Source organism: Streptomyces sp. NPDC057616 (assembly GCF_042800575.1).
Classification (GTDB): domain Bacteria; phylum Actinomycetota; class Actinomycetes; order Streptomycetales; family Streptomycetaceae; genus Streptomyces.
This window is the reverse complement of record NZ_JBHVGU010000011.1, coordinates 184,174-209,571: the sequence shown is the minus strand read 5'-3', so window position 1 is coordinate 209,571 and position 25,398 is coordinate 184,174. Positions and strand designations below refer to the sequence as shown.

At 73.1% G+C, this 25,398-nt stretch carries 24 protein-coding genes; 4 read left to right on the top strand and 20 right to left on the bottom strand.

Annotation, left to right across the window (positions count from 1 at the left end; all coding sequences use genetic code 11):
* Nucleotides 1–2: 2 nt before the first annotated feature.
* From ACFU97_RS16470 to ACFU97_RS16385, 18 genes are all read right to left on the bottom strand, one after another.
* Entirely contained in the window at nt 3–668 is a 666-nt protein-coding gene (locus ACFU97_RS16470) for a response regulator (RefSeq protein WP_384256443.1), read from the bottom strand.
* Nucleotides 665–2,032: a sensor histidine kinase gene (locus ACFU97_RS16465; protein WP_384256441.1), complete on the bottom strand. Its 1,368-nt coding sequence runs from the start codon at nt 2,030–2,032 to the stop codon at nt 665–667. Before ACFU97_RS16465 ends, ACFU97_RS16470 begins: the two co-directional genes overlap by 4 nt.
* A gap of 95 nt (nt 2,033–2,127) precedes the next feature.
* Entirely contained in the window at nt 2,128–2,802 is a 675-nt protein-coding gene (locus ACFU97_RS16460) for a response regulator (protein ID WP_384256439.1), read from the bottom strand.
* Nucleotides 2,799–4,169 (bottom strand): sensor histidine kinase, encoded by a 1,371-nt coding sequence (locus ACFU97_RS16455; RefSeq protein WP_384256437.1) that lies wholly within the window; start codon nt 4,167–4,169, stop codon nt 2,799–2,801. The genes ACFU97_RS16460 and ACFU97_RS16455 overlap by 4 nt, the downstream gene beginning before the upstream one ends.
* Nucleotides 4,162–5,367, bottom strand: coding sequence for an acyltransferase (locus ACFU97_RS16450; RefSeq protein WP_384256545.1), 1,206 nt, complete (start codon nt 5,365–5,367; stop codon nt 4,162–4,164). Before ACFU97_RS16450 ends, ACFU97_RS16455 begins: the two co-directional genes overlap by 8 nt.
* Nucleotides 5,368–5,371: 4 nt before the next feature.
* Entirely contained in the window at nt 5,372–6,361 is a 990-nt protein-coding gene (locus ACFU97_RS16445) for an alpha/beta hydrolase (RefSeq protein WP_384256434.1), read from the bottom strand.
* Nucleotides 6,362–6,510: 149 nt separating this feature from the next.
* Complete coding sequence (locus ACFU97_RS16440) at nt 6,511–7,395, bottom strand: alpha/beta hydrolase family protein (RefSeq protein WP_384256432.1); 885 nt, start codon at nt 7,393–7,395, stop codon at nt 6,511–6,513.
* Nucleotides 7,396–7,615: 220 nt separating this feature from the next.
* Entirely contained in the window at nt 7,616–8,821 is a 1,206-nt protein-coding gene (kynU, locus tag ACFU97_RS16435; RefSeq protein WP_384256429.1) for a kynureninase, read from the bottom strand.
* Nucleotides 8,814–9,644 carry a tryptophan 2,3-dioxygenase family protein gene (locus ACFU97_RS16430; RefSeq protein ID WP_384256427.1) on the bottom strand — a complete coding sequence of 277 codons (831 nt, stop codon included), beginning with the start codon at nt 9,642–9,644 and terminating at the stop codon, nt 8,814–8,816. The genes kynU and ACFU97_RS16430 overlap by 8 nt, the downstream gene beginning before the upstream one ends.
* A gap of 152 nt (nt 9,645–9,796) precedes the next feature.
* Complete coding sequence (locus tag ACFU97_RS16425; RefSeq protein WP_384256424.1) at nt 9,797–10,210, bottom strand: DUF3151 domain-containing protein; 414 nt, start codon at nt 10,208–10,210, stop codon at nt 9,797–9,799.
* A 17-nt stretch (nt 10,211–10,227) separates the two neighbouring features.
* Nucleotides 10,228–11,721, bottom strand: coding sequence for an MFS transporter (locus ACFU97_RS16420; protein WP_384256421.1), 1,494 nt, complete (start codon nt 11,719–11,721; stop codon nt 10,228–10,230).
* Nucleotides 11,722–11,796: 75 nt separating this feature from the next.
* The gene (gene fbaA / locus ACFU97_RS16415) at nt 11,797–12,819 is read right to left on the bottom strand and encodes a class II fructose-bisphosphate aldolase (RefSeq protein WP_384256419.1); all 1,023 of its coding nucleotides are present in this window, start codon (nt 12,817–12,819) and stop codon (nt 11,797–11,799) included.
* 173 nt (nt 12,820–12,992) lie between these two features.
* On the bottom strand, nt 12,993–13,541 hold the full coding sequence (gene pyrE, locus ACFU97_RS16410) for an orotate phosphoribosyltransferase (RefSeq protein ID WP_384256416.1): 549 nt from the start codon (nt 13,539–13,541) through the stop codon (nt 12,993–12,995).
* 10 nt (nt 13,542–13,551) lie between these two features.
* Entirely contained in the window at nt 13,552–14,340 is a 789-nt protein-coding gene (locus tag ACFU97_RS16405; protein WP_384256414.1) for an aldose 1-epimerase, read from the bottom strand.
* A gap of 128 nt (nt 14,341–14,468) precedes the next feature.
* Entirely contained in the window at nt 14,469–15,428 is a 960-nt protein-coding gene (locus ACFU97_RS16400; protein WP_384256412.1) for an SRPBCC domain-containing protein, read from the bottom strand.
* A gap of 101 nt (nt 15,429–15,529) precedes the next feature.
* Nucleotides 15,530–17,161 carry a polyamine aminopropyltransferase gene (locus tag ACFU97_RS16395; protein ID WP_384256409.1) on the bottom strand — a complete coding sequence of 544 codons (1,632 nt, stop codon included), beginning with the start codon at nt 17,159–17,161 and terminating at the stop codon, nt 15,530–15,532.
* A 100-nt stretch (nt 17,162–17,261) separates the two neighbouring features.
* Nucleotides 17,262–17,798 carry a DUF2617 family protein gene (locus ACFU97_RS16390; RefSeq protein WP_384256407.1) on the bottom strand — a complete coding sequence of 179 codons (537 nt, stop codon included), beginning with the start codon at nt 17,796–17,798 and terminating at the stop codon, nt 17,262–17,264.
* 396 nt (nt 17,799–18,194) lie between these two features.
* Entirely contained in the window at nt 18,195–18,485 is a 291-nt protein-coding gene (locus ACFU97_RS16385) for a hypothetical protein (RefSeq protein WP_384256405.1), read from the bottom strand.
* A gap of 314 nt (nt 18,486–18,799) precedes the next feature.
* Between ACFU97_RS16385 and ACFU97_RS16380 the strand changes: the two genes are divergently transcribed.
* The 3 genes from ACFU97_RS16380 to ACFU97_RS16370 all read left to right on the top strand — a co-directional run bounded on the left by ACFU97_RS16380 (nt 18,800) and on the right by ACFU97_RS16370 (nt 21,547).
* Nucleotides 18,800–18,982 carry a hypothetical protein gene (locus ACFU97_RS16380; RefSeq protein ID WP_384256402.1) on the top strand — a complete coding sequence of 61 codons (183 nt, stop codon included), beginning with the start codon at nt 18,800–18,802 and terminating at the stop codon, nt 18,980–18,982.
* A 24-nt stretch (nt 18,983–19,006) separates the two neighbouring features.
* A complete protein-coding gene (locus ACFU97_RS16375) occupies nt 19,007–20,188 on the top strand; it encodes a pyridoxal phosphate-dependent aminotransferase (RefSeq protein WP_384256400.1) in 1,182 nt (393 codons plus the stop codon).
* Between the two features lie 153 nt (nt 20,189–20,341).
* Nucleotides 20,342–21,547, top strand: a complete 1,206-nt coding sequence (locus tag ACFU97_RS16370) for a hypothetical protein (protein ID WP_384256397.1) — start codon at nt 20,342–20,344, stop codon at nt 21,545–21,547.
* A gap of 16 nt (nt 21,548–21,563) precedes the next feature.
* Here ACFU97_RS16370 and ACFU97_RS16365 read toward each other — a convergent pair whose 3' ends face one another.
* Both ACFU97_RS16365 and clpB read right to left on the bottom strand, forming a co-directional pair.
* Nucleotides 21,564–22,097, bottom strand: a complete 534-nt coding sequence (locus ACFU97_RS16365; RefSeq protein WP_384256395.1) for a YbjN domain-containing protein — start codon at nt 22,095–22,097, stop codon at nt 21,564–21,566.
* 75 nt (nt 22,098–22,172) lie between these two features.
* On the bottom strand, nt 22,173–24,770 hold the full coding sequence (gene clpB / locus ACFU97_RS16360) for an ATP-dependent chaperone ClpB (protein ID WP_384256392.1): 2,598 nt from the start codon (nt 24,768–24,770) through the stop codon (nt 22,173–22,175).
* A 115-nt stretch (nt 24,771–24,885) separates the two neighbouring features.
* Here clpB and ACFU97_RS16355 point away from each other — a divergent pair, with 115 nt between their 5' ends.
* Nucleotides 24,886–25,299, top strand: a complete 414-nt coding sequence (locus ACFU97_RS16355; RefSeq protein WP_384256390.1) for a pyridoxamine 5'-phosphate oxidase family protein — start codon at nt 24,886–24,888, stop codon at nt 25,297–25,299.
* Nucleotides 25,300–25,398: the final 99 nt, after the last annotated feature.

Genomic DNA, 25,398 nt, shown 5'->3' with positions numbered 1-25,398 from the left:
GCTCACCCCGGCGTGACCAGCCTGGCCTCGTACGCGAACACCGCCGCCTGGGTGCGGTCCCTGAGGCCCAGCTTCACCAGGATCCGGCTGACGTGTGTCTTGATCGTCGACTCGGCGACCACCAGCCGCCCGGCGATCTCCGCGTTCGACAGGCCCTGCGCGATCAGCACCAGCACCTCGGTCTCCCGCTCGGTCAGATCGCCGTAGGCCGCCTGCGCGGACGCCATCAGGCGCGGCGCCGACGACAGCTTGGAGAACTCCGTGATCAGCCGCTTCGTCACGGTGGGCGCGAGCAGTGCCTCGCCCGCGGCCACCACCCTGACACCGTCGGCGAGTTGGCGGGCCGAGGCGTCCTTGAGCAGGAAGCCGGAGGCGCCCGCCCTGAGCGCCTGGTAGACGTACTCGTCGAGGTCGAAGGTGGTCAGCACCAGCACCTTCGAGGTGCTGTCGGCGGCGACGATCTCGCGGGTCGCCTCGATGCCGTTCAGCTCGGGCATGCGGATGTCCATCAGGACGACGTCGGGGGCCAGCTCGCGGACCCGGTCGACGGCCTCGCGTCCGTTGACCGCCTCGCCGGCCACCTCGATGTCCGGCATCGCGTTCAGCAGGACCGAGAAGCCCTCGCGCACCATCATCTGGTCGTCCGCGATCAGGACGCGGATGGTCATGCGTCACCGTCCCTGGTACCGGCGACCGGCAGGAACACCGTCACCTCGTAGCCTCCCGCGTCCGTGGCGTCCGCGGTCATCTCGCCGTTCAGCATCGACACCCGCTCCCGCATGCCGGTGATGCCGTGCCCGGCGCCCGGTGACGGTTTCACCAGGCTCGGCTCGGGCGGCGGGTCGTTGACTATGCGCAGGCCCAGGCCGCCGAGGACGTAGCCGATCTCGACGCGCGCGCCCGCGCCGGGCGCGTGCCGCAGGCTGTTGCTCAGCGCCTCCTGGACGATGCGGTACGCCGACAGCTCGACGCCCTGCGGCAGTTCGCGCACCGCTCCGGTCACCGTCTTGTCGACGCGCAGGCCCGCCTCGCGCACGTTCGCCAGCAGCCCGTCCAGGTCGGCGAGGGTGGGCTGCGGGGCGTCCGGGGCCTCGTAGTCCTCGGCACGGACGACGCCGAGGACGCGGCGCAGCTCGGTGAGCGCGGCCACCGCGTTCTCCCGGATGGTGGCGAAGGCGCGCTCCAGCTCCGGCGGCGGGTTCTCCACCCGGTAGGGGGCGGCCTCCGCCTGGATGGCGACGACCGACATGTGGTGCGCGACCACGTCGTGCAGTTCGCGGGCGATCGTCGTGCGCTCCTCCAGGAGGGTGCGCCGGGACCGCTCGTGCGCGGTGACCGTCCGCTGGATGGTCACCTCCTGGTGGGCGTCGCGCCGGATGTGCCAGAGGGAGACGGCGAGCAGGCAGAGGGCGGAGACGAACAGCAGCTGCACGGTGTTCGGGCCGAAGTAGTGGCCGCCGCCGAGGAGGCTGCCGATCACCGAGCCGTACACCCCCGTCAGCGCCCACATCCAGGCGGCGGTGCGCGGCCTGGTGCGGATCGCGACGATCGTGAGCACGAACAGGTGGCAGGCGAAGCTGCCGGGCGGCCAGGGCCACTCCCCGTCCCAGTTGCCGTCGAGCACCGCGGCGACCGGGGTCGCGAACATCGACAGCCAGAACGCGCCGACCGGCCGGACCATGGTCAGCAGGACCGGGACCAGCGCCAGCAGGCCGAGGACCAGATTGACGCCCGCGCCGCGGAAGCTGCTGGTGGCGACGAGCATCGCCAGCAGGCCGGCCGCCGTGATCAGGGCGTGCGGCGCCCAGGCCGCGTACTCGCGCAGCCGGCCGGGCAGCCGGCGGGCGAACCGCCCGTCGGCGCTCGCGCGGGGCAGCGGGCGGTAGGCGAAGACGTCGTGGAACAGGTCCTGCCGCAGGCCGCCCAGGGCGTCCATGGCCGCCCGGAACTCCGGGCTGCGCGGCTTGTACGGCTCGAACGCGCCCTCCGGCGGCTCCGGCGGCGTCGACTGCGTCTGGCTGGTGTCGGTCACGGTAGAAACGGTAGGCGCAGGCCCGGGCGGCGGGCGTCACCAGTGAGAAGGGTCCTTCGGCCTCCCTCTCAGGTACTACGGCGGCCACCGGCCGGTCAGTGGCCGGACGGCCGCACCAGTCCCGACTCGTACGCGAACACCGCCGCCTGCGTACGGTCGCGCAGGCCCAGCTTCACCAGGATGCGGCCCACATGGGTCTTCACGGTCTGCTCGGCGACGACCAGCCGCTCGGCGATCTCCGCGTTCGACAGGCCCTGCGCGATCAGGGCGAGGACCTCCGTCTCGCGCTCGGTCAGATCGCCCACCCGCTCCTTGAGCGGTGCCCGGGGCCTGCCGTCCAGGCGGGAGAACTCCGCGATCAGCCGGCGGGTGATGCCCGGGGCGAGCAGCGCGTCACCGGCTGCCACCACCCGCACCGCCTCGGCCAGCTGGTCGGCGGAGGCGTCCTTGAGCAGGAAGCCGGACGCCCCCGCGCGCAGCGCCTCGTAGACGTACTCGTCGAGGTCGAAGGTGGTCAGCACCAGCACCTTGATGTGCGGGGTCGCCTCGGTGATCCGGCGGGTGGCCTCGATGCCGCCGAGCTCGGGCATGCGGATGTCCATCAGGACGACGTCCGGGGCGAGTTCGGCGACCTGGGCGACGGCGTCCAGGCCGTCGACCGCCTGGCCGACCACGTCGATGTCCGGCTTGGTGTTGAGCAGCACGCCGAAGCCCTGGCGGACCATCTGCTGGTCGTCGGCGATCAGTACGCGGATGGGGCTGCTCGTCATGCGGTGTGGTCCTTCGGGTCGAGGGCGCCGGCGACGTCCGCGGCACCGGGGTCCGGTCCGTCGGCGCGCGCGGGCAGGAACGCGGAGATCTTGTAGCCGCCGTCCGGCAGCGGGTGCGCCGACAGGTCGCCGCCGAGCATCGCGGCCCGCTCCCGCATGCCGAGCAGCCCGTGGCCCGCGCCGGGCGAGGCGGGGGCGGGCCGGTCCGGCCGCGAGTTGACGACCTCCACGCGCAGGCCGAAGGGGACGTACTCGACGGTGACGCCGGCCCGTGCGCCGGGTGCGTGGCGCAGGACGTTGCTCAGCGCCTCCTGCACGATCCGGTACGCCGACAGCTCCACACCGGACGGCATCGGGCGGCGCCGCCCGGTGGTGGTGACGGTGACCGTGAGCCCGGCCGCGCGGGTGTTCTCGACCAGCGCGTCCAGCCGCTCCAGGGTGGGCTGGGGGCTGTGCGGGCCGGGCCCGGCGTCGTCGAGCGCGTCCGTCTCGGGGTCCTCCGAGCGCAGCACGCCGAGGACCCTGCGCAGCTCGGTCAGCGCCTCCAGCGCGTTGTTGCGGATGCCGTCGAGGTTCTCGCGGAGCTCCGCGGGCGGGTCCTGGACGAGGTGCGGGGCGACCTGGGCCTGGATGGAGATCACGGACATGTGGTGGGCGACCACGTCGTGCAGCTCGCGGGCGATGCGGTTGCGCTCCTCCAGCAGGGTGCGCCGGGCCCGCTCCTCGGCGGTGAGCGTGGTCTGCCGGCTCAGCTCCGCGCGGGCCTCGCGGCGGCTGTGCACCAGACTGCCGAGCATCACGACGAACGTGGACAGGGCGATGGCGAGGACACCGGTGGACTGATAGTGCGCTGCGCCCCACGCACCCTCCAGGGCCCAGGTGACCAGAACGGTCACGGCCAGCGCCTCGACCGCCACCCTGGTCCGCACCCGCAGCGCGAGCAGCGTCAGCACGAGCAGCTGGGCGATGAGTCCGGCCGCCGTCCAGGGCCAGGTGAACTCGGTCCCCGGGACCTCGCCGAGGCGGCCGTGCACCACGAGAGCGCACACCAGCGAGGCCCCGGTGGACAGCCACCACGCGGGGAGGGGCCGCCACAGCGCCAGGACCACCGCGCCGGACTTGGCTAGCGCCAGCAGGAACGACCAGCCGAAGCCCAGATGGCCGTTGTCCTGGAGCTGGGCCACGTCGCCGATCATGATGCCGAGCGCGGCGACGCAGACCACGGCGTGCGGCACCCGGCGCAGCGAGGCGGAGGCGGGGAGCGGGTCCGCCCGGACCGTGCACAGGTCCTCGCGCAGCCCGCGCAGCAGCCGGCCGGCGGCCGCCTGCCGCATCCCCGTTCGCGTCACGCGGACCACCCTAGGCATGGTGCGCCGGCCTCGCGGGAGACCCTTCCGGGGTGCGGTTGACCCGGACCACCCGGGAGGGGCCGGGGCCCGAAGGGCGCGGCGCCCGGCGTTCGCAGGAGTGGAAGGCCGTCCAGCACACCGCGAGGACCAGCGCGAAGACGGGCAGCCAGGCCAGCCGGCAGGCCACCCAGACGAGGTCGCCGGGAACGGTGTGCAGACCGGGGAGCCGGCCCGCGGTCAGGGCGGTGGCCGTGGTCGCCATCAGCGCCGTCTGGTGCCAGAGGAAGATCGTCATCGCGGAGAGGTTCACGAAGGCCACCGCCGCCCAGGCCAGGGGGCGCCGCATCGCGCTGCGCAGCCGGTCGCGCAGCAGCAGCGCCAGCCCGCACTGGGCCAGTCCGAAGGTGACCGCCGCCAGGGTGGGCGGGTCGAGGTTGGAGACCGCCTGCCCGGGGACGCCCACCATCGAGGCCGGGTAGCCGGCCCAGGCGACCAGCGCGGCCGTCGCCGCCGTGCCGCCCGCGAGCAGGATCCAGCCCGCGCGGCGGCGGTCCAGCTCGCCGCGGGTCCAGGCCGCACCCAGGGTGTACGGCACCAGCCAGCCCGCCGCCACATTGATCCAGCCGAGACTGTGCGGGGCGCCGAGGCCGAAACGGAGAAGGTCCACATGGAGGACGACGGCCAGCGGCCACAGGGGGTTGAGCCGGGTCAGCAACGGGGTCGCCGCGGTCAGGGCCGCGAACACCACCAGGAACCACAGGGGCGAGAGCGCGAGCTTGACCAGGGTGTGGACGGTGCCGAGCTCCGCTCCCGACAGCAGCAGCGCGGCCGCCGTGATCGTCCAGAGGATCAGGACCGCCGCCACCGGCAGGAACAGCCGCGACAGACGGGCCCTCAGCCAGTGGGCGTACGGCGTGCCCTGTGCTTGCGCCGCCGTGTAGCTGCGGGTCGCCACATGGCCGCCCACCAGGAAGAACACGGCGAGGGTCTGGAAGGCCCAGGAGATCGGGGCCAGCCACGGCAGGTGCTGGAGCGGGCTCGCTGCGTGCAGCGTGCCGCCGTCCGCCACCAGGGCCGTGACCAGCCAGTGGCCGAGGACCACGCCAAGGATCGCGAAGGCGCGCAGTGCGTCCACGGCGCGGTCGCGGTCCGCGGGTGAGGCGGCGTCGACGCGCTCGGCGCCGCGCCGTATGCCCGTGCGCGCCCGGCGCAGCATCGTCTCACGCACGGGTCACCTCCTTGGTGTCGCCGAGGACGATGCGGGTGAGGTTGGCGAGGGAGACCGAGCCCGGCCGGAAGTAGTCGCTGTGGCCGCCGCCGCCCGCCGCGAAGACGTGGGCGCCGAAGGCCGGGGACACCGGGTCGGCGCCGAGGCCGACGGTCGTGCCGAACAGGTCCGTCCTGACGTGCGGGACCTCCTCGATCCAGTCGCCGCCGCCACGGGCCGCCCAGACGTGGGCCCGGGTGTGCAGGTCAGCCGCCCGGCGCGCGCCCGTGCCGGGGCTGCCGACGAGGGCGATGTCGGTGACGTCCAGGCCGGCGGCGGCGCTGCCGCAGACGACCGTGCCGTAGGAGTGGCACAGGAGGGAGATCTTCGCCGTGCGGCCCGCTATGCGGTGCAGGTCGCCGACGAACTCCCTGAGCCGCGGGGCCGCTTGGTCGGCTCGGCCGGTGGTGAGCACCGCGGGGCTGATCGTGTCCGGGGTGCGGTACCCCAGCCAGGCGACGACCGCGGTGCGGGTGCCGAGGGGGGCCTCCCGCTCGAGACGCCGATGCAGGGCTAGGGCGCCCGCGCGGAAGCGGTCGTAGGTGTCGAGGGAGGTGTCCGAGCCGGGGACCAGGACGGCGATGCGGTCGGCTCGGGCGAGGTCGCCGAGGACCTCGGCCGCCCGGCCCGGGCCGCGGCCGTCGAAGGCGAGGTAGTGGCGGGTGGGGGCGGCCAACGCCCGGTCCGCCGCGGCCCGTTCGCGGTCGCCGTGGGCCGCGGCCATACGGGACGCCCGCGCGGCGTTGGCGCGGTTGGCGTCGTAGGCGGCCCGCAGGGTGGATGCGGTCGCGGGGGCGAGGGCCGCCGGGACCGGGGCCGGGATCGTGGGCCTGGCGGCGGCGGAGAGCGGGACCACGACGGCGGCGGTGATGAGGGCGGCGAGGGTGGCTCGCCGCCATCTGGAGCTGCGGCCCCGCGAGGTCGCCTCCTGCTCGAGCCCCATGGCCGCCTCCCCTTCCGGATCGCCCGTCCATCGGGCTTGTCCGGTAAGGAAGTTACGGACCGTGACACGTCGTCCGCGTCACGCCAGGGAGCTCATGCGGCACGTAGCTCTCAGGTACTACGGGTATGCAAGGGGGACCGCGGGAAGCGTCACCAGGCCAGCTGGGCGATCTCCTCCGCGACCACCGCGCACGCGTCCGCCGCCGGGTCGATCAGGGGGAAGTGGCCGACCTCCTCGAGCAGGGTGAGGCCGACGACCTCGCCGGCCTTCGCCGCAGCGTCCGCGTAGGACTCGGCGACCGCCTGCGGGACGGTGAGGTCCTCGCGGCCCTGGACGAGGGTGGTCGCGATACCGGTGGGCAGCAGCAGGGAGGGGTCGGCGTACGGCCGCCGCTCGGCGAACCTCTCGTCGCCGCCCAGGAGTTGACGGGTGGCCCCGGCGCACACGTCGAGCTTGTCGGCGACCTCGAAGTCGCCGATCGGGGCCAGGGCGACGACCCCGCGCAGCGGCGCGGGCCGGTCGATGCGCCAGGGGGCGTCCTCGGGCAGCAGATGGCGGGCCGCCGCCCACAGCGCGAGATGGCCGCCGGCCGAGTGCCCGGTGATCACCGTGCGGCGCGGGTCGGCCTGCACCAGGTGCTCGCGCACCAGGCCGGGCAGGGCGTCCAGCGCGGCCGCGACGTCGTCGAAGGTCTCGGGCCACCGGCCCGCGACGGGCCCGCTCCCGCCCTGTGCCGGGATCGCGCTCCCGCGCCGGTACTCCACGCTGGCCACGGCGAAGCCGCGCCGGGCGAGGAAGTCCGCGAACGGGGAGATGTGCCGGCGGTCGTACGCCGCCCGCCAGGCGCCCCCGTGCAGCACGACGACCAGCGGGGCGGGGCCGCCCGGGACCGCCTCCACGCGCGGGACGTAGAAGTCGATCAGCTGGTCGGGATGGTCACCGTAGGCGGCGGTGGAGTCGGGGTCGACCGCCGGGTGCGAGAACGCCGACTCCTCTTCGGCGGCGGCCCGGGCTGCTGCGGCGTCGTCCGGCATGCTCCAACCTCTCAGCGACGATGGGATACCTCCCAGGCCTGTGGCACTGGGGGAAAGTTCGGCGGGCCAGGTGCGACATCGGGCCGTTGGCGGGGACGGTATCAGGCCGGTGACGTGCGCGGACACGGGGATGTCACGCTCGGTGAGGGGGAAACGGTTCTGTATCCGTGCAAGCCGGGCGGTTCCGGGGAACCGCCCGGCCGTGCGGCGGGCGCGGGGGCTATCCGGCGAGCGTCTCGGCCAGCACCCGGGCCGCCCGCTCTACGTCGCCGAACCCGACGTAGAGCGGGGTGAAGCCGAACCGGAGGACGTCCGGGTGCCGGAAGTCCCCGACCACGCCCCGCTCGATCAGCCGCTTCATGACGTCCCCGGCGTCCTCGCACCTCAGCGCCACCTGGCTGCCGCGCTCCGCGTGGGCGGCCGGGGTCAGCGACTGCACCCGCCCCGCGGGCACGTACGCGCGCACGCACTCCAGGAAGAAGTCCGTCAGCGCAAGGGACTTGGCCCGTACCGCCTCGACCGTGACGCCGTCCCAGACGTCGAGCGCCGCCTCCAGCGCGAGCATGGAGAGGATGTCCGGGGTGCCGACCCGGCCGCGCAGCGCGCCGGACGCGGGCTCGTACGCGGACCGCATCCCGAAGGGCTCCGCATGGGAGTTCCAGCCGGGCAGCGGGGAGTCGAAGCGGTCCTGGAGATCGGCGCGGACGTAGAGGTACGCAGGTGAACCCGGGCCGCCGTTGAGGTACTTGTACGTGCAGCCGACCGCGAGGTCGACGCCGTGCTCGTCCAGCCCGACCGGCAGCGCGCCCGCGCTGTGGCACAGGTCCCAGACCACCGGCGCGCCCGCCGCGTGCACCGCCGCCGTCAGGCCGGGCAGGTCGTGCAGCCGGCCGGTGCGGTAGTCGACGTGGTTGAGCAGGACGGCGGCCGTACGGCCGGACAGCGCGCCCGGCACCTCGGCCGGCTCCAGCGGACGCAGCGTGCACCCGGTCATCCGGGCCGCCGACTCCGCGATGTACCCGTCCGTGGGAAAGGTCGTGGCGTCGACCAGGATCTCGTCCCGGCCGCCGCCGGCGCGCTGCGCGAGCCGTACCGCGCCCACAAGTGCCTTGAAGACGTTGACACTGGTCGAGTCGCCCACGACGATCTGCCCGCGCGCCGCGCCGACCAGCGGCGCGATCCGGTCGCCGATCCGCTCGGGCGCCGTCCACCAGCCGCTCTCGTCCCAGGACCGGATGCGCAACTCGCCCCACTGGCGCCGTACGACGTCCTCCACCCGGCCCGGGACGGCCGCCGGCAGGGCGCCGAGGGAGTTGCCGTCGAGGTACACCACCTCGTCCAGGACGAACTTCCCGCGCACCGCGGCCAGTTCGTCGGCGGCGTCCAGCTTGGCCGCTCCGGCGGCGAGCTCGGTCGTCTCAGACATGGGACCTCGCCGTCCACAGCTCGGGGAACACGTTCTTCTGCGCGCGCTTCTCCAGCCAGGCGACGCCCGCGGAGCCGCCCGTGCCCGCCTTGGCGCCCATCGCGCGGCGGGTGGCCACCAGATGGTCGTTGCGCCATCGCCACACCAGTTCGGCGACGTCCGTCAACGCCTCGCCGAGGCGTCCGAGTTCGGCGTGCTCGTCACCGGAGTAGATGTCGGTCCAGACGGCCTCCACGGCCTCCGAGGGCTCGTGGCGCAGCGAGACGTCGCGCTGCAGGACGGAGGCCGGGATCGGCCGGCCGCGCCGGGCGAGCAGGCGCAGCACCTCGTCGTACAGGCTCGGCTCGTGCAGCGCCTTCTCCAGCTCGGCGTGCACACGCGGGGCGCCGCGGTGCGGGACGAGCATGGACGCGGACTTCTCGCCCAGCAGGAACTCCATCCGCCGGTACATCGCCGACTGGAAGCCGGAGCCCTCGCCGAGGGCGGAGCGGTAGGAGTTGAACTGGGCCGGTGTGAGCTGCGCGAGGGGCCTCCAGGAGGCGTTCAGCGCCTCCAGCTCGCGCACCGAGCGCTTCAGCGCGTCGACCGCCACCGGTACCCGGTCCTCACGAAGGGACCGCGCGGCGGTCTCCCACTCGTGGACGATCACGGTGAACCACAGCTCCATCACCTGGGTCGTGACCAGGAAGACCATCTCTCCGGGATCGTCGGAGAGGGTGTGCTGGAGGTGGGTGAGCACGTCCGCCTGGACGTAGTCCTCGTACGGTGTCGTGCCCTGGAAATCGAGATGCGGGGTCTCGGGCTCGGAAGCCTCGTGGGACATCGCTGTCTCCTGGTGTGTGCTACGGGTAGCGGTCCGCCCCTGCCGTTACCGGCACGGGGGCCCCGGTCCCCACCGGCATCCTCCGCAATCACTCCGGGTGCCGCAAGGTCCGCCCGGTCACACCGGGCGGACCGCGGACACCGCCGTCCGCGCTAGCCCAGTGTCTGGGCCGCCGTCGGCGAGGAGTCCTTCAGGAACTGCGAGCAGCGCTCGTACTCGTCCTGCTCGCCGATCGACTGCGCGGCGCGGGCGAGGGCGTGCAGGGCGCGCAGGAAGCCGCGGTTCGGCTCGTGCTCCCAGGGCACCGGGCCGTGGCCCTTCCAGCCGCTGCGGCGCAGGGCGTCCAGGCCGCGGTGGTAGCCCGTACGGGCGTAGGCGTACGACTCCACGACGCTGCCCCGCTCGAACGCCTCGTCGGCCAGCTGGGCCCAGGCCAGCGAGGACGTCGGGTACTTGGCGGCGACGTCCGCGGGCGGCGTGCCGCCCGCCAGCAGCTCGCGGGGCGCGGGGTCGTCGGGGAGGTGGGTCGGGGGCGGGCCCCCGAGGAGGTTCTCGTGAATCGACATGCGTCAAGTCTGCGGCATCACTCGGTGCGCGGCGTCTGCGGTGCCTCCGCCAGGACGGTCGCCCCCCGCTGCCCCTCCAGCGGCGGCGCGGTGACCGATCCGTGCGTACGGCACTCCGGGCGGCGGCATTCCGCGGGCAGGGAGCGCACGGTCGCGAAGGCCACCGCCGATCCCACCACCAGCAAACCGGCGCAGATCAGCATCGCCCGGTGGAAGGCGTCGTCGAAGGCGGTGGGCGAGCGGTAGGCCTCCGGGCCCATGCCGGCGAGCAGCGGCAGCGCGGCCACCGCGATCAGGCCGGCCGCGCGGGCGGCGGCGTTGTTGATCCCGCTGGCCAGGCCCGCCCGCGCGGTGTCCACCGAGCCCAGCACGGTCGAGGTCAGCGGGGCGACCAGCGTGACCATGCCGACGCCCAGGACCAGGACGGCGGGCAGGACGTCGCGCACGTACGAGGCGCCCGGCCCGACCCGCAGCATCAGCAGCATCCCGGCCGCGCACAGCAGGGGGCCGACGGTGAGCGGGATACGGGGGCCGATGCGGTCGGCCAGCGCGCCTGAGCGGGCCGAGAACAGCAGCATCAGGGCGGTGGTCGGCAGCAGGGCCGTACCGGCGGCGAGGGGTGTCCAGCCGACGGCGACCTGGAGCTGGAGGGCGGTGAGGAAGAAGAAGCCGGCGAACGCCGCGTACACGCACAGGGTGACCAGGTTGACGGCCGTGAACTGGCGGGAGGCGAAGATCTCCAGCGGCATCATCGGGTCCGGGCTGCGCCGCTCGACCTGCACGAAGGCGATGGCCGCGGCCACTCCGGCCACGGCGGTGACGGCGACGACCAGCGAGCCCTGGCGGGCCTCGATCAGGGCGTAGGTGATCAGGCCCAGGGCGAGTGCGGCGAGGAGCGCGCCGAGCGCGTCGAAGCGGCCGTGGGAGCGGCCGTCCGACGACTCGGGGACGTGGCGCAGGGCGATCGGCGCGCAGACCAGGGCCAGCGGGACGTTGAGCAGGAACACCCAGCGCCAGCCGGGGCCGTCGACCAGCCAGCCGCCCAGGAAGGGGCCGACGGCCGCGCCGATGCCGCCGAAGCCGGACCACAGCCCGACCGCCCGGCCGCGGTCGTCGGGATGGAACGACGCCTGGATGAGGGCCAGGGAGCCCGGTGTCAGGAGCGCGCCGCCGATCCCTTGCAGGGCGCGGGCGGCGATGAGGATGCCGGAGGTCGGCGCGAGGCCGCACAGCAGCGACGCCGCGGCGAACCAGACGACGCCGATGACGAAGACCTTGCGGCGGCCGTAGTGGTCGCCGAGGGATCCGCCGAGGAGGATCAGGCCGGCCAGCGTCAGCATGTACGCGTTGACCGTCCACTGCAGCGCGGCGAGGTTGGTGTGCAGGTCGCGGCCGATGCGCGGCAGGGCGACGTTGACGACGGTGGAGTCCAGCATGGCCATGCTGGAGCCGAGGACGGTGGTGAGCAGGATCCACTTGCCCTGGGGGGAGGCGATCCGGACGTCGGGCATGTCCCCAGGTATACAGCGAGCCCGGTGCCGTAGCACCGGGCTCGGGGAAGAAGACGGCCCGGGGGCCGCTTCCGGTTACTTGATCTTCGTGCCGGTCGAGCGCAGGTTTCCGCAGGCCTCCGTCACGCGCGCGGCCATGCTCGCCTCGGCCAGCTTGCCCCAGGTGCGCGGGTCGTAGGTCTTCTTGGAGCCGACCTCGCCGTCGACCTTCAGGACGCCGTCGTAGTTGCGGAACATGTGGTCGGCGACGGGACGCGTGAAGGCGTACTGCGTGTCCGTGTCGATGTTCATCTTGACCACGCCGTTCTCCAGCGCGGTGCGGATCTCCTGCTCGGTGGAGCCGGAGCCGCCGTGGAAGACGAAGTCGAACGGGGACTGCTTGCCGTACTTCGCGCCCACGCCCTCGTTCAGCTCCTTCAGGAGCTCCGGGCGCAGGACGACGTTGCCCGGCTTGTAGACGCCGTGGACGTTGCCGAAGGACGCGGCCAGCAGGTAGCGGCCCTTCTCGCCCAGGCCCAGGGCCTCGGCGGTGCGGATGGCGTCGTCGACCGTGGTGTACAGCGAGTCGTTGATCTCGTGCGAGACGCCGTCCTCCTCGCCGCCGGTCGGGGTGATCTCGACCTCGAGGATGATCTTGGCCGCGCGGGCGCGCTCCAGCAGCTCCTGCGCGATGGTCAGGTTGTCGGCGAGGGTCTCCGCCGAGCCGTCCCACATGTGCGACTGGAAGAGCGGGTTGCGGCCGGCCTTCACGCGCTCCTCGGAGACCGCCAGCAGCGGGCGTACGTACCCGTCGAGCTTGTCCTTCGGGCAGTGGTCCGTGTGCAGGGCGACCGTGACCGGGTACTTCTCGGCGACGATGTGCGCGTACTCGGCCAGGGCCACCGCGCCGGTGACCATCTCCTTGCTGTACTGGCCGCCCAGGAACTCGGCGCCACCCGTGGAGATCTGGACGATGCCGTCGCTCTCCGCCTCGGCGAAGCCGCGCAGCGCCGCGTGCAGGGTCTGGCTCGAGGTCACGTTGATGGCCGGGTAGGCGAACTTGCCTGCCTTCGCCCGGTCCAGCATCTCGTTGTAGACCTCGGGAGTTGCGATGGGCATCTGTCCGCTCCTTGGTATGTGCGGGTTGGCGTTCTGCGTCCTACGGCCCTGACCTAGACCTTGGGGATGACGTCATCGTCGGCCCCATCTTTCCAGACTCGGCCGGGTGCTCCGCCCGTACTGTCCAGCTTGTGGATACCGCCCTGTGGACAACTCCGGGGCGAGCGGCCCGGTCAGTCCAGACCCAGCTCGTCCTTCGAGAACGCGAACAGGTACGGCACTCCCGCGCCGTCCTGGATCTTCTCGGCGGCACCGGTCGCGCGGTCCACGATGGTCGCGACGCCCGCCACCTCCGCGCCCGCCTCGCGCACCGCCTCGACGGCGGTCAGCGGGGAGCCGCCGGTGGTGGAGGTGTCCTCGACGACCAGCACGCGGCGGCCCGCGATGTCCGGGCCCTCGACGCGGCGCTGCAGCCCGTGCGCCTTGGCGGCCTTGCGCACCACGAAGGCGTCGAGCCGCTGCCCGCGCGCGGCGGCCGCGTGCAGCATGGCGGCGGCGACCGGGTCGGCGCCCATGGTCAGGCCGCCCACCGCGTCGAAGTCGAGGTCGGCGGTCAGGTCCAGCAGCACCTGCCCGACCAGCGGGGCGGCCTCACCGTCGAGGGTGATCCGGCGCAGGTCGATGTAGTAGTCCGCCTCCAGCCCCGACGACAGGGTCACCTTGCCGTGCACCACGGCCTTGTCCTTGATCTGCTGCAGCAGATCGCCTCGTACGTCCGTCATGCCAGTCAGCTTAGAGCTGCCGCCAGGTCCAGGTCATCGTGGCTTCCAGCGGCTCCAGCAGGGTGACCTGGCGGGGCAGGCTGTTCAGGCCGTCGGGCGGGCCGGTCTGCGGTTCCACGCACACGGCCTCGCGCTGCTCGTCGTAGACGACGACCCACTCCTCGCGGCTGGTCACCTTCAGCTCCAGCTGACCGGGCCAGGTCAGGGTGACGTCGACGCCGCCGGGTGTGCCGAAGCAGTCGTCCCAGGGACCGGGCCTCGGCTCGACGCGGTTGCCGGTGGGCAGGTGGTCGGCGCCGCGCTCCTCCTGCCAGGCCGGGCTGAAGTCGAGGCGCACGTCCTCGCCCCCGAGGTCGCGGTTGAACCACGGGTGCCAGCCGACCTGGGCGGGGAAGGAGGAGCCGTGCGCCTCCACGGACATGGTCAGCGTCAGGGACTCGGGCGTGAGGGCGAACTGCTGCGTGACGAGGCCGGGCCAGGGCCACGGCTCGACCAGCTCGTAGGAGATGACCGCCTCGTCGTCGTGCGCGCGCACCACGTTCCAGGCGCCGTCGCGGACGGTGCCGTGGATGGCGTGCGGCGGGGAGTTGAGCGGCATCTGGTGCACGGTCGTGCCGTCCCGGAAGCGGCCGTCCCTGATCCGCCCGCACCAGGGAGCCATCGGGAAACAGCCGAACCGCTCGCCCTGGCGCAGCAGTTCGGTGCCACCGACGCGTACTCCCGCAACCCGGCCGCCGTTGCCCGGCCGCACGGTCACCTCCGCGTCGCCCGCGGTCAGCGTGATGTCTTCGTCACTCACGGGACGACCCTACTGGGGCGATCAGGACCGCCGCCGCATCCGGGCGCCCTGCCGCCGCCTGGTTCGACGCCGGGGCGGAGCGCCGCGGTTCGCGGCCGTGGTGCGGCGCCGTGGTGCGGCGCCGTCCTTCAGCGCCGCTTGCGCAGCACCCGGCCGACGACGATCGCCGACGCGAGCACGACGCCCGCCGCCGGGACCGCCCAGCGCAGCGGGGAGCCCCCGGAGACCGTCTGCGGGGCCGGTACGGGGGCGTACCGGCCGCGGGGCGGCGCGTGGTCGACCTCCTCGGCGCTGCGGCCGATCATCGTGCGCCGGGCGTGGGCCGCCTCGGCCGGAGGCCGGGAGGCGTCCGTGAAGTCTTCGGGACCGGAACCGGAGGCGGGAGCCACCGCGTTGCCGTCCGCCCCGGTCGTGTCCTCCTGCCCGCTCTCGTCCTCCCCGCTCCCGTCCTCGCCCGTCTCGTCCTCCTCCTGCGCGAGCGGGTCCAGGGACGGCGGGGGGACCTCGGTGTCGAAGACCGAGGGGGTCCTGTCGCCGGGAGCGGGCGCGTCGTCGGCGTCGGGGGTGGTCTCGAAGTCGCTGGTCGCCTTGGGCTCGAAGTCCTGGGTGACGAGGGGCTCGGGCTCCTCGGCCGCTTCGGCGCCGGCGGCCCGCTCCGCGGCCTGGGCCGCCTGCGCCGCGAGGTTCTCCGCGAAACGGTTCAGCAGCCGGGTGGCGGCCGACGCGACCTGCTCGGCCGGGAGTTCGGTGAGCCGGCCCTCCGCGGAGGCCGTCCCGCCGAAGACCAGCCGGGAGCCGCCCTCGGCCTCCTCGGCGCGGAGCGTCAGCGCGAGCTTCACGGAGCCGCTGCCGCGGGTCTCTGTGCCGTCGCCCTCGGCGGTGTAGGAACCGTCGTCCCGCGGGGTGAGGCGGACGGTGCCCCGGTAGGTGACCGAGTGGCTGCCGACGCGCACCTTCAGCCGCCCCGTGACAGGCTCCGCGCCCGCGTCCTGCTGGAGGCCGGGAACCGCGCGGGCGAGCCCTGCAGGGTCGGCGAGGGCCTCCTGCAGCCGCTGGACCGGAACCGGAACGAACACCTCATGCTCCATGTCACGCGAGCCTACCCAGGAGGCCGGATCCTGCACCCCCGTTGGTCGAAAGTGACCGCGCGGCGGGTCGCCACGGTGTGCCGCAGCCCCCGCACCCGTGTTCAGTACCGCGGATGCACCAGTGTCGAGGCCGGGAGACCGCCGATGCGGGTGGCCGCCGCGGCCCTGGCGTCCGCCCTCAGGGCCGGCTCGGTGAGGGTGCGCGGGGGTGGCTGGTTCGCGTCCAGACCCAGGCGCGGGCGGCCGTCCGCGGACGCCAGCAGGAAGCCCCAGTCGCGCGGGGCGCTGGACGCGCCGAAGGAGCGGTCGGGTCCCGCGGCGAAGCCCGCGTCCCTGCCGCTCACGCGGTACGGCACGGGGTGCAGGCCGGTGGCGCGCAGCGTCGCGTCCACCGTCCAGAACGCGCGCGGGCGGGTGGCGACCGGGCCCGCGTGCACCACGAGGCGGCCACCGGGCGCGAGGGCGCGCCGGGCGAGGCCGTAGAACTCCTGCGAGTAGAGCTTCGTGCTGGCGGTGATGCCCGGGTCGGGGAGGTCGGCGACGATCACGTCGTACGTCGACAGCGGCGCCCTGCGCAGCCAGCAGAAGGCGTCGGCCGTCGTCTCGCGCACGCGCGGGTCGTCGAAGGCATGGCCGTTGAGCCGCGACAGGGCCGGGTCGGTGCGGGCCAACCGGACGACCTCCGGGTCGAGTTCGACGACGTCCACGCGGCGCACCCCTGCGTGGCGCAGCACTTCGCGCGCGGCCAGGCCGTCCCCGCCGCCGAGGATGAGCACGCGCGCGTGGGGGCCGTCCATCGCCGGGTGCACCAGGGCTTCGTGGTAACGGAGTTCGTCGCGGCCGCTGACCCTGAGGCGGCCGTCGAGGAAGAGGTCGAGGGGGCGGCCGTGGGTGCCGCCGGTGAGGACGACCTCCTGGACGCCGGTCTGCAGCGCGACGCGGACGTCCGTGCCGTAGACCGCGTGCCGCGCGGCCCGTTCGAAGTCGTCGACCAGGGCGGCGGCGCAGGCGAGCAGGCCGAGCACGGTGAGGTTGGCGACCAGCAGCAGCCGGCGCGTGCGGGGCGTGAGGTCGCGGCGGAACAGGCCGAGGACGAGGGCGCCGCCCGCGATCGCGTTCACGGCGCCGGTGATCAGGGCACCCGTCAACTGGCCGAGCAGCGGCAGGAGAAGGAACGGGAAGGCGAGCCCGCCGACCAGCGCGCCGACGTAGTCCGCCGCGAACAGGTCGGCCACCACGCCGCCCGCGTCCTGGCGCCGGATGCGCTGGATCAGCTCCATCAGGAGCGGCACCTCGGCGCCGATCAGCAGGCCGATGGTCAGCGAGAACGCGACCAGCAGCCAGCGCGGGCCCCACAGTCCGCCCCAGCCGCCGGTCCACGCGAAGACGGCGTACAGGGCCATCGCGCTGGAGCCGCCGACGAGGGCGAGGATCGCCTCGATCGTGCCGAAGCCGGCCGCGGCCCGCCAGCGCAGGCGCTTCGCGCCGAGCGAGCCGATGCCCATGGCGAAGACCATGACGGACAGGACGACCGAGGCCTGGGTGACCGAATCGCCGATCAAGTACGAGGCCAGGGCGACCAGTTCGAGTTCGTACACGAGTCCGCAGGCCGCGCAGACGAACACGCAGGCCAGTACGAGGAGCCGCCCGGTGTCCGGCTGCACGGGCAGCCGCGCCGGTCCCGCCCACTCGGGCGGAGGGCCGGGCGGTGCCGGGGCGTGCGGTTCGATCACGACTGCGACGTTACGTCACGGCAGAGTCACGCTTCGTCACCCACACGTGTGGAACTGTCGGTCAGTTGGGCGTCAGGGTGTTTGACCGCGCCGGTCGGGGTCAGGCGTCCGCCGGACTGAGGTGTGCCGCCTGCACCCGCACTCCCACGCGGGTCCGCGTCGCCACCAACTGCCCGTCCTGCGGGTACGCGTGCCACGTCCGCCAGTGGATCTGGCCCCCGTGCCGCTGGGCCAGCAGGGCGGTGAAGGCGTGCGGGCTGCCGGGGAAGACGCCCGCCAGGCCGTGCGGATGGTCGGCGACCAGCGCGAGCAACTCCTGTGCGCGGCCCGCGAACGACCCCGGGGACAGCATCTCCACGCGGGCCGCGAACTCGTACTCCCAGTCGCCCACCCGCTTGGCGACGCCCAGCGGCAGCGGGGTGCTGCTGCCGGCGATGCACGCCACCGTCTCCGAACAGCTGCCCCGATCCTCCTCCAGGAGCACCTGGTGGGACGCGCCGAGCAGTCTCAACTGCAGCTTCGAGTCCGCAAGTTCGAGATCGAGGGTGGCCAGGGCGTCGAGCGGCTCACGCCCGAGCGCCCAGGCGAGGTCGGCAGCGCGCGTGTCGGTGTATGAGGTGTTCAGGGTCGTGAGCATGGATCGGCTCTCCGCTGGCACGCAAAGAAAAAGGGGGGAAGGGAAAGGTGTGGGGGTCCGGCACACCCCGGCGACTCCCGGGGAATCGGCCCGGCCAGCCCAGTCAGGAGGCCAGAAGTCTGCGCGGGACGTCCGAGGGGGGCTGCGTCGGTGATTTAGAGGGAATCATGAACGGTGGCGCCGTCACAGCCTTTTTACCCAACTTCGTTGGGTTTCCATCCCTCAGAGGGCTCCCCTGCTCAACTGTTCAACCATGGCGTGCGCCAGGGCGGCGACGCGCACGCCGGAGCACGAGAACACCCACCGGGGCGTGGGCTCCGGCGGGTGTTCGACGGGAGTGACAGGACAGGACGTGAGGGGATGCGGCTCCCCCTGACGGAGCTCGGCTGCCCCGTGTCAGCTGCCTCCGCCGCATCCGCCCCCGCCGCCGCACGAGGACCCGCCGCCGCAGGAGGACCCTCCACCGCAGGAGTGCCCGCCCCCGCAGGAGTGGTGACCCCCGTGGTGTCCCCCGTGCCCGCCCGACGAGCCGCCGCTGTCGCCGGCCCACCAGCTGCCGCCGCTGCCGGCGGCGTAGGACCCGCCTCGGCCCGCCGAGCCGTACCGCTTCGAACCGCCCCTGCGCACTGCTGACACGACGACCGCCACGAACACGATCACGACCGCCGCCACGATGAAGCCGGTCATGGCGTCACCGTCCTTCCGGTAGCACCGAAGCAGCCCCCCGTGGGCGCCTCTGTTTCCTGCGTGCACGAGGAATGCCCGCCCCCCTCTCCGCCCAAAGCAGAGTTGAGCAACTTCTGAGGGACGCCTGGAGGGCCGGGGAAGCGTCGTGGGTGGGCAACCTGGCTCGCCGCGCGGGAGGCCCGGCTGGATCTCGAGGCCCGTGCGCAGGGCGTCGACAGCGAGGCGTCCGGCTCCCGGAACCCGAGGAGCGGCGACCGCGTTCCGCGGGACGTCCTGGAGACCAGGGCGCGCCGCCTGCACAAGCGCTGCGCGGCGTGGCGTTCGCCCTGGGCGCCACCCGGAGCGCGCCGGCCGACGAGTACGAGCGGCTCGCCGTGGAGGAGCCGGAGCAGGCCCCCGAGTACCGCAGCCGCGCCGAGCAGGCGCACCGGACGGCGGCCCTGCTCCGTACCGCCGAAGTCCTCGCCGATCAGGACAGCGACACGAACGTGAGTTGAGGAACTCCGGACCTTCGACGCAGGATGGCCGGCATGACCTCCAGCAGCCGCCCGCTCCTCAACCGCCGCCTCGCCGAGTTCGGGACCACGATCTTCGCCGAGATGTCGGCGCTGGCCGTGCAGACCGGTGCGATCAACCTGGGCCAGGGCTTTCCCGACACGGACGGCCCCGAGGAGGTCCGGGAGGCGGCGGTCCGGGCGCTGCGCGACGGACGCGGCAACCAGTACCCGCCGGGCCCCGGCGTCCCCGAGCTGCGCACCGCGATCGCCGCGCACCAGCAGCGGCGCTACGGCCTGGCGTACGACCCCGACACGGAGGTCCTGGTCACCGCCGGTGCGACGGAGGCCATCGCCGCGTCCCTGCTGGCCCTGCTGGAGCCCGGCGACGAGGTGATCGCCCTCGAGCCGTACTACGACTCCTACGCCGCCGGCATCGCGATGGCGGGCGGCACGCGCGTGCCCGTCACCCTGCGCCCGCACGAGGGCAGCTTCCGCCTGGACCTCGACGAGCTGCGCGCCGCGGTGACCGGCCGCACCCGGCTGCTGCTCCTCAACACCCCGCACAACCCCACCGGCACGGTCCTCACCCGCGCCGAGCTCGCCGCGATCGCCGAGCTGGCCGTCGAGCGGGACCTGCTGGTCGTCACCGACGAGGTCTACGAGCACCTGGTCTTCGACGGCGAGCACGTACCCCTCGCGACCTTCCCCGGCATGCGGGAGCGCACGGTCACGATCGGCTCCGCGGGCAAGACCTTCTCCTTCACCGGCTGGAAGGTGGGCTGGGTGACCGCGACACCGGCGCTGGTCACGGCGGTGCGCTCGGCGAAGCAGTTCCTGACCTACGTCTCGGCCGGGCCGTTCCAGTACGCCGTCGCCGAGGCGCTGGCGCTGCCCGACACGTACTTCACCGCCTTCCGCGAGGACATGCTCGCCAAGCGCGACCTGCTCGCGGCGGGTCTGGCCGAGGCCGGTTTCGGCGTGTTCCGGCCCGCGGGCACGTACTTCGTCACCACCGACATCCGCCCCCTCGGCGAGACGGACGGCTTCGCCTTCTGCCGTGCCCTGCCCGAGCGGGCGGGCGTCGTCGCCATCCCGAACGCCGTCTTCTACGACCACCGCGAGGAGGGCGCGCCCTTCGTGCGGTTCGCGTTCTGCAAGCAGACCGGGGTGCTGGAGGAGGCGGTGAAGCGGCTGCGCGCGATGTGAGGCGCCGGCCCCGGACCGCCTGAACGGCCTCCGGCCCCGCTGTGAACAGCCCCGGGGCCCGCTGTCACGCAGACACGCCCGGGCGCCCGCGACCGCACCCACTCGGGCCCCCAGCACTCGCGCGCCGCCCGATCCGTCACGCACGGTGCCGGTGTGACGCACGCCAGCACCCTCGCCCGCCCGTCCACCACCACCAAGCCGGACCCCGCCGGCCAGGACCGGTCGCGGTCCGTTCCGGCGGCCGGGATGGCCGCCGCCCTCGGGCTGTTCCTCGCCGCCCGGCTGCTCGGCGTCGCCGCCCTGGCGACGGCCACCCGCACGAGCACCGGACGCGGCCCCTTCGGCCTGCTCGGGCTCTCCTGGGACTCCCTGTGGTACCTGGGGATCGCCGCCCACGGATACGCCCCGACCCCGCACCTGCGGCCCGGCGTCTACAGCGACCTGGCGTTCTTCCCGCTGTACCCGGCGCTCGTGCGGGCCGTGTACGGCCTCACGCCGCTCGGCGGGGGTGCCGCGGGCCTGCTCGTGTCCTGGACCGCGGCCGCCGTCGCCGCCTGCGGGATCTACGCGGTCGGGGCCCGGCTGCACGGCCGGGCCGTCGCGGTCGCCCTGGTCCTGCTCTGGGGCCTGCTGCCGCACTCCGTGGTGCTGTCGATGGCGTACACCGAGCCGCTGCTCACCGCCTTCGCCGCCTGGTCGCTGTACGCGGTGCTCACCGGCCGCTGGCTGTGGGCGGGTGCGCTGGCGGCCCTGGCGGGGCTCTCACGCCCCAACGGCCTCGCGGTGGCCGCGGCGGTGCTCGCGGCGGCGGCGTACGAGATGGGGAGGTGCCTGCGGGAGCGGCGCGGGGTTTCCCACAGGCTGTGGACGGGCGCGCTGCTCGCACCCGCCGGCTGGGCCGCCTACGTGCTGTGGGTCGGCCATCGCACCGGGGACCTGCTCGGCGGATACTTCCGGGTCCAGCGGCTGTGGGGCTCGCGGTTCGACCTCGGTGCGGGCGCGCTCACGTTCGTCCGCCATCTGCTGCTCCAGGGCGACCGGCTGGTCTTCCCGATGACCATGATGATCGTCGCGGCGGCCGTCGTGCTGTTCGCGCTGCTGATCGCCGACCGCGCCCCGCTGCCGCTGCTCGTGTACAGCGGCGTCCTGCTGCTGATCGTCCTCGGCGGGTCCGGCTACTTCGAGTCCAAGCCCCGCTTCCTGCTCCCCGCCTTCCCGCTGCTGCTGCCGCTGGCCCGGGCCCTGGTCCGTACGGCGAGAGCCCGGCCCCGGCACGCGACCGTGGTGGTCGGTGCCCTGGCCGGGCTCTCGTTCGGCTACGGGGCGTATCTCGTCGTACTCGCCCATATGCCGCTGTAAGGCTGCGGGAAAGGATCTACTCCTCGTCGTCGCCCTCGGGCTTCTCGTCCGCTTCGTTGACCTCCTGCTCGAGGCCGAGCTGCTCGACGAGCCACCGGTCGAACTCGATGGCGGCGCGCACCCAGCTGACCGTGGAGGAGACGAAGTGCTCCAGGCTGACGCCGGTGCCGATCAGCATCTGCGCCTCACCGATCAGGCGGACGGTGCCGTCGTCGTGGGTGTGGCTGTAGACCTTGGGCCACAGGGTCCGCCGGTTCCAGTCGTCGATGGACTCCAGCAGCTGGGGCTTCTCGTCGATCTGATGGGGCCGGTCGTAGAACGTCCGCACCGAGAAGACCTGCTGGTCGTCCTCACCACGGAACATGAAGTACGTACGGAACTGCTCCCACGGCGCCGCTAGGTCACCCTCTTCGTCGACGACGTACTTGAGCTCCATCTGGTCGAGGAGCTGCTTCACGAGGTCCTGATCCGGGACGACGGGGCCCGCCGGTCCTTGCTGCGGCTCGGGCTGGCCCCCGAAGTTCGGAATCGAGGACGGGTCGATGGTCACCGTGATTTTCCCTTCGTACGGATGCCGCCATCCTCCCCCATGCGGGGAGGGGGGTGGCAACCCCGGCACCCTCCGTTACAGGGTCTTACCTGTAGCGGGTCCCACGATCAGGCCCTCCCCGAACGCGTCGACCCGGACCGTGTCGCCGTCCTTGACCTCACCTGCGAGGATCTCCTTGGCGAGGCGGTCGCCGATGGCCGTCTGGACCAGCCGGCGCAGCGGCCGGGCGCCGTAGGCGGGGTCGTTCCCCTCGTCGGCGAGCCAGGCCAGGGCGTCGTCGGTGACCTCCAGCGTGAGGCGGCGTTCCGCGAGGCGCGCGGCCAGCCGGTCGAGCTGGAGACGGGCGATACGGCTCAGCTCGTCCTTGTTCAGCGCGGAGAAGACCACCAGGTCGTCGAGGCGGTTGAGGAACTCCGGCTTGAAGGACGTGCGGACGACCTCCAGGACCTGCTCCTTCTTCTCCTCCTCGCCGGTCAGCGGGTCCACGAGGAACTGGCTGCCCAGGTTGGAGGTGAGCACCAGGATGGTGTTGCGGAAGTCGACCGTACGGCCCTGACCGTCCGTCAGGCGGCCGTCGTCCAGCACCTGGAGCAGCACGTCGAAGACCTCGGGGTGGGCCTTCTCCACCTCGTCGAGCAGCACGACGCTGTACGGGCGCCGGCGCACCGCCTCGGTGAGCTGGCCGCCCTCCTCGTAGCCGACGTAGCCGGGCGGGGCGCCGACCAGGCGGGCCACGCTGTGCTTCTCGCCGTACTCCGACATGTCGATGCGGACCATCGCCCGCTCGTCGTCGAAGAGGAAGTCGGCGAGCGCCTTGGCCAGTTCGGTCTTGCCGACGCCGGTCGGGCCGAGGAAGAGGAAGGAGCCGGTCGGGCGGTCGGGGTCGGCGATGCCGGCCCGGGTGCGCCGCACCGCGTCGGAGACCGCCTGCACGGCCTCCGTCTGGCCGATCAGGCGCCTGCCCAGCTCCTCCTCCATCCGCAGCAGCTTCTGCGTCTCGCCCTCCATCAGGCGTCCGGCGGGGATGCCGGTCCAGGCGGCGACGACGTCGGCGATGTCGTCGGAGCCGACCTCCTCCTTGACCATGGTGTCCCTGGCGGCCTCCTCCTCGGCCTCACTGGCCTCCTCCAAGTCCCTTTCCAGGGTGGGGATCTCGCCGTAGAGGAGCTTGGAGGCGGTGTCGAAGTCGCCCTCGCGCTGGGCCCGTTCGGCCGTCCCGCGCAACTCGTCGAGCTTCTCCTTCAGTTCACCGACGCGGTTGAGGGACTGCTTCTCCTTCTCCCAGCGTGCGGTCAGGCCGCGCAGCTCCTCCTCCTTGTCGGCGCGGTCGCGGCGCAGCTTCTCCAGGCGCTCGCGGGAGGCCGGGTCGGTCTCCTTCTCCAGCGCCAGCTCCTCCATCCGGAACCGATCGACGGCGCGCTGGAGTTCGTCGATCTCGACGGGCGAGGAGTCGATCTCCATACGGAGGCGGGAGGCCGCCTCGTCGACCAGGTCGATGGCCTTGTCGGGCAGGAAGCGGGAGGTGATGTACCGGTCGGAGAGGGTGGCCGCGGCCACCAGCGCCGCGTCCGCGATCTGCACCTTGTGGTGGGCCTCGTAGCGGCCCTTGAGTCCGCGCAGGATCGCGATGGTGTCCTCGACCGACGGCTCCGCCACCAGCACCTGCTGGAAACGGCGCTCCAGCGCCGGGTCCTTCTCGATCCGCTCGCGGTACTCGTCCAGCGTCGTCGCGCCGACCATGCGCAGCTCGCCGCGGGCCAGCATGGGCTTCAGCATGTTGCCGGCGTCCATGGCCGAGTCGCCGCCGGCGCCCGCGCCCACGACCGTGTGCAGCTCGTCGATGAAGGTGATGATCTGGCCGTCGGAGTCCTTGATCTCCGCCAGGACCGTCTTCAGGCGCTCCTCGAACTCGCCGCGGTACTTCGCACCCGCGACCATCGCCCCGAGGTCCAGCGCGACCAGCCGCTTGTCCCGCAGGGACTCCGGCACGTCGCCCTTGACGATGCGCTGGGCGAGCCCCTCGACGACGGCGGTCTTGCCGACGCCGGGCTCGCCGATGAGGACCGGGTTGTTCTTAGTACGGCGCGAGAGCACCTGCACGACGCGGCGGATCTCCTGGTCCCGGCCGATCACCGGGTCGAGCCGGCCCTCGCGCGCCGCGGCCGTGAAGTCCGTGCCGAACTTCTCCAGGGCCTTGTACTGGCCCTCCGGATCGGGTGTGGTCACCCGGCGTCCTCCCCTCGCCTCCTGGAAGGCCTCCTGCAGCTTCTTCGCCGTGGCCCCCTGTCCGGACAGTACGTCACCGGCGGCGCCGCCCTTGGCGGCGATCCCGATGAGCAGGTGCTCGGTGGAGAGGAACTCGTCACCGAGGTCCTTGGCGCGCGCCTGCGCGTCCGCGATGACGGCGAGAAGCTCCCGGTTGGGCTGCGGGGGCGCCACCGTCGAGCCGGTCACGCTGGGCAGCGAGGCGAGCGCCTTCTCCGCGCCCGCGCGCACGGCCGCCTGATCGGCGTTCACGGAGGACAGAAGGTCGACGATGTTCTCGTTGTCCTGCCCCTGGAGCAGAGCGAGGAGCAGGTGTGCGGGCGTGAGGTCGGGGTGCCCCTCGGTCACGGCCCGGTTGCCGGCGGCGTTGATGGCGTCCCGGCTCCGGTTGGTCAGCTCGGCGTCCACGTTCGCGTTCTCCTCCTGGCGTCAGCAGTCATCCACCTGACTTGAGCAGCGTACACAAAGTTGAGTCTATTCCACTCAAGGGCAGGATCGGCCACTTCCGGCTACCTTCCAGAGCATGGCTACGTACACCCAGGACCCCGGTGCCCCTGGCGCCTCGTATCTCACCTTCTGGCGGGAGCGGCACCTGTGCACACTGACAACTCCGCGCCCGGACGGCAGCCCGCACGTGGTGCCCGTCGGGGTCACGTACGACCCGGAGGCCGGCCTCGCCCGGGTGATCGCGAACAAGTCGAGCCGGAAAGTGGCCAATGTGCTGGCCACCGGGACCGAGGGCGCCCGGGTCGCGGTGTGCCAGGTGGCGGGGCGGCGGTGGGCCACGCTGGAGGGCCGGGCGGTCGTACGGACCGAGCCGGAGCGGATCGCGGAGGCCGAGCGGCGCTACGCCGAGCGCTACGAGCGGACGCCGTCGCCGAACCCGTCACGCGTCGTGATCGAGATCGAGCTGACCCGGGCCATGGGCAACGCCTGATGATTTTCAGCCAGGGGCGCGCGCGGAACCATCCGGTCGATAGCGGGAAATGTCCGCCAAAGCTGCAGCGGCGTCACCGTGTTCAGGTCACGGTGACGC